The sequence below is a fragment of the Pseudoalteromonas sp. SR43-2 genome, assembly GCF_014163885.1.
Taxonomy (GTDB): domain Bacteria; phylum Pseudomonadota; class Gammaproteobacteria; order Enterobacterales; family Alteromonadaceae; genus Pseudoalteromonas; species Pseudoalteromonas distincta.
In genome coordinates this window covers 1-3,702 of record NZ_JACJED010000042.1, presented here as the reverse complement: position 1 = coordinate 3,702, position 3,702 = coordinate 1, and the positions used below count along the sequence as shown (strand labels likewise).

Annotated in this window: 4 protein-coding genes and 1 pseudogene; 4 read left to right on the top strand and 1 reads right to left on the bottom strand. The window is 38.6% G+C overall.

The features are described 5' to 3' along the window. Positions 1 to 130: pseudogene (locus H5120_RS19990) on the top strand (elongation factor Tu); the annotation flags it as partial. Positions 131 to 633: 503 nt separating this feature from the next. Here H5120_RS19990 and H5120_RS19985 read toward each other — a convergent pair. After that, positions 634 to 1,494, bottom strand: coding sequence for a YicC/YloC family endoribonuclease (locus H5120_RS19985; RefSeq protein ID WP_002958889.1), 861 nt, complete (start codon positions 1,492 to 1,494; stop codon positions 634 to 636). Between the two features lie 179 nt (positions 1,495 to 1,673). On the opposite strand from H5120_RS19985, the gene rph reads away from it, so the two are divergent. Genes rph through H5120_RS19970 form a run of 3 tightly spaced genes read left to right on the top strand, consistent with a single transcriptional unit; the run spans position 1,674 to position 3,487 of the window. Further along, on the top strand, positions 1,674 to 2,387 hold the full coding sequence (gene rph / locus H5120_RS19980; RefSeq protein WP_002958890.1) for a ribonuclease PH: 714 nt from the start codon (positions 1,674 to 1,676) through the stop codon (positions 2,385 to 2,387). 18 nt (positions 2,388 to 2,405) lie between these two features. Next, positions 2,406 to 3,050: an orotate phosphoribosyltransferase gene (gene pyrE / locus H5120_RS19975; RefSeq protein WP_182675879.1), complete on the top strand. Its 645-nt coding sequence runs from the start codon at positions 2,406 to 2,408 to the stop codon at positions 3,048 to 3,050. Positions 3,051 to 3,106: 56 nt separating this feature from the next. Further along, positions 3,107 to 3,487: a diacylglycerol kinase gene (locus tag H5120_RS19970; protein ID WP_002958892.1), complete on the top strand. Its 381-nt coding sequence runs from the start codon at positions 3,107 to 3,109 to the stop codon at positions 3,485 to 3,487. Positions 3,488 to 3,702 lie beyond the last annotated feature (215 nt).

Here is a 3,702-nt window from a genome sequence, read left to right as displayed (position 1 = left end):
GCCTGGTGATAACATCAAGATGACAGTAACTCTAATCGCACCAATCGCGATGGATGAAGGTCTTCGTTTTGCTATCCGTGAAGGTGGTCGTACTGTAGGTGCTGGTGTTGTAGCAACTATCGTAGCGTAATTATTAGCCTAGCTAATTATTTCCAAAAAGCCCGAGTTTAGTCTCGGGTTTTTTAATGTCTAAAATAAAGTGTCATCTGAAGGTGGTGTTCTTACTTTAGGCGTAGGTGCGTTGTAGAAACGTTCAAAGCGTAATTATTAGCCTAGCTAATTATTACCAAAAAGCCCGAGCTTAGTCTCGGGCTTTTTAATGTCTAAAATAAAGTACGATTTAATACCAATATGCTTAATTAAGTGATCTATTTTGAGGATGGAAAACGTGTGGATAGCTAGGCAAAAAATTCGCTATTTAGTTGTTTTAATTGATAATTTTTTAACACAGGTAGCGACACGTTTAGCCCCGCAAAATGATTAAGTATTATTACAGATTGGTATAAGATGCCGCTTTAACCTTAGGTGAAGATACTTGGTAACAATACTCAAAGTATCATTAGTGGTATTACTAAAAACCCGAGCTAAGCTCGGGTTTTGATAAGTTATAAATGTGTCATACTTAGCTGAAAACTATTCAATATTTTGAATTTGTTCTCTCATTTGTTCAATTAGTACTTTTAGCTCTACGGCTGCAGTAGTGATGTCACTATTGATAGACTTAGACGCTAGCGTGTTAGCTTCACGATTAAATTCTTGCATCATAAAATCTAAGCGGCGGCCACATGCGCCTCCTTTTTTAAGGATTTTTTTAGTTTCTTTAACGTGAGACTTTAAGCGATCTAATTCTTCAGCCACATCTTGTTTTTGCGCAAGGTAAATTAGTTCTTGTTCAAGGCGTGACTCATCAATGTTTGCTGTTAAGTCTTCTAGCTTTTGAGCAAGTTTTTCACGCTGCCATTTAGCAATCTCAGGCATATGCGTTTCTACAATTTCTACTTGCTCTAGAATTGCATCAAGGCGTATTGCTATCATTTCTTCAAGGTTTGCACCTTCATCGCCACGTGCAGATTTAAAATCTTCGATTACTTGATCAAGACCAGCTATTAATGCTGTATTAACGCTATCCATATCAAGCTCTTCTGCTTCCATAACGCCAGGCCAACGTAATATATCAACAGGGTTAATATCGCCATTACTTTGTTGTTGAACCCATTTAGCGCTATTTATTAGTTGTTCAGCAAGTGCTTGGTTAATTGATAGCTCGCCAACGTGGGCAGGATTTGCCACAAACTTTAAAAAGACCTCAACTTTACCGCGTTGTAAGTGTTTGCGTAAACGCTCACGGATAACTGGCTCCATGCCACGAAATTGCTCTGGTGCGCGTATAAATGTTTCAAGGTAACGCTGGTTTACTGAGCGAACTTCCCAAGTGCCAGTACCCCAATCGCCTTTTATTTCGCGACGCGCATAAGCTGTCATACTGTGGATCATGGATATTTTCCTAAATTTATAAATACAATATTATGATGATTATACCGTAACACTGCTTAAGCTCTAGGGAAAATTTAATACACTGAATATTTTGCATACAGCTATTTATTTAAATCAACATGGTATCTATACCAACATACACTTATAATGTCGCAAATTCTGAATTAAGGGGATCGTCAATGCGTCCAAGCGAAAGAACACCTAACCAAATTAGACCTGTTACATTTACACGTAATTATACTTTGCATGCTGAAGGCTCAGTACTTGTTGAGTTTGGTAACACCAAAGTACTTTGTACAGCTACTGTTGAATCGGGCGTTCCTCGTTTCATGAAAGGTCAGGGTAAAGGTTGGATCAATGCTGAATACGGTATGTTACCGCGAGCAACGCATACGCGTAATGCTCGAGAAGCTGCACGTGGTAAGCAGGGCGGTCGTACTATGGAAATTCAACGCTTAATTGCACGTGCACTTCGTGCTGCTGTTGACTTAAAAGCACTTGGCGAAAACACAATTACCATTGACTGTGACGTTATTCAAGCTGATGGCGGTACACGTACTGCTTCTATAAGTGGTGCATGTGTTGCACTTGTTGATGCACTAACGCATATGCGTGCAAAAGGTATGATTAATTCAAACCCACTTAAACATATGATTGCAGCTATTTCAGTTGGTATTTACAAAGGCCAAGCAATTAGCGATTTAGAATACATTGAAGATTCAGCAGCAGAGACTGATATGAACGTAATTTTAACTGAAACAGGTAAAATTATTGAAATTCAAGGTACAGCTGAAGGCGAACCTTTCTCGTTTGATGAGCTAGATGAGTTACTTACTTTAGCTAAACATTCTATTCGCGAAATTATTGACGTACAAAAGCAAGCATTAGCATAAATAGGTAGGCCACAAGATATGAAAGATTATCAAAAAGAGTTTATAGAATTTGCTCTAGAGAAGCAGGTGTTAAAATTTGGTGAGTTTACATTAAAGTCTGGACGCACAAGTCCTTACTTTTTTAATGCTGGTTTGTTTAATACTGGTCGAGACTTAGCGCGTTTAGGTCGCTTTTATGCATCGGCACTCGAAGATTCTGCTATAGAGTACGATGTATTATTTGGTCCTGCGTACAAAGGTATTCCAATAGCGACAACAACAGCGGTTGCCTTAGCGGATCATCATGATAAAGATGTACCTTACTGTTTTAATCGTAAAGAGAAAAAAGCACACGGTGAAGGCGGCACATTAGTAGGCTCAGAACTCAATGGCAAAATTATGCTAGTTGACGATGTAATTACTGCAGGTACTGCGATTCGTGAGTCGATGGAAATCATTGCACAAAATTGTGCTGACCTTAGTGGTGTTTTAATTGCGTTAGATCGCCAAGAAAAGGGTAAAGCTGAATTATCAGCTATTCAAGAGGTTGAGCGTGACTTTAATACCAAAGTGATTTCAATTGTAAAATTAGCTGATCTTATCAGTTACCTTGAAAGCCAAGGCACAATGGATGAGCATTTAGCCTCAGTTAAAGCTTACCGTGATCAATACGGCGTAGCATAAATAAAAAGCCTCGCAGTGCGGGGCTTTATTTTGACCTTCATTCATAGAGTTTATTAATGAAAGATGTATTAAAACCGAATGGCTTAGGCCTCAAGCGTGTTTTCAAAGCAACCTATTGCTCTTACCTTGGCTTTAAAGCAGCATTTAAAGAAGAAGCAGCATTTAGGCAAGAGCTACTATTAAGCCTTATATTATTTCCTATTTCATTTTGGCTTGCTTCATCACTATTACACTGGGCAATACTAATTAGCTCACTGCTTATTATATTAATAGTTGAATTACTAAACTCCGCCATTGAAGCATTAACAGATCGAGTAAGTACAGAGTTACATGTATTGTCAGGTAGGGCCAAAGATATGGGATCTGCAGCCGTAACACTTTCATTAACGATCGTATTGATCATCTGGGGTGTAAGCCTCTATATGAAGATCGTTTAACTCTACTTCTAATATAAAATAGGTTTGAACCCCGTTAGTTGTTAATAATTTGATGGTTATGTTGTATTTTTAACGTGTTTAGCTCAAATTCTCAGCGAACAGCACATTATTTCAAGTTTTCTTCAAAAAAGGGTTGATCTGTTTTTGGATCTCCCTATAATGCGACCCCACTGAGACGGGAAACGCCAACGCATAGCGAGGCACGAACAACTCAG

Bases quoted from the DNA above. Each gene is read 5' to 3' on its own strand.
- H5120_RS19985 (WP_002958889.1), bottom strand. From the start codon at position 1,494: ATGATCCACAGTATGACAGCTTATGCGCGTCGCGAAATAAAAGGCGAT.
- rph (WP_002958890.1), top strand. From the start codon at position 1,674: ATGCGTCCAAGCGAAAGAACACCTAACCAAATTAGACCTGTTACATTT.
- pyrE (WP_182675879.1), top strand. From the start codon at position 2,406: ATGAAAGATTATCAAAAAGAGTTTATAGAATTTGCTCTAGAGAAGCAG.
- H5120_RS19970 (WP_002958892.1), top strand. From the start codon at position 3,107: ATGAAAGATGTATTAAAACCGAATGGCTTAGGCCTCAAGCGTGTTTTC.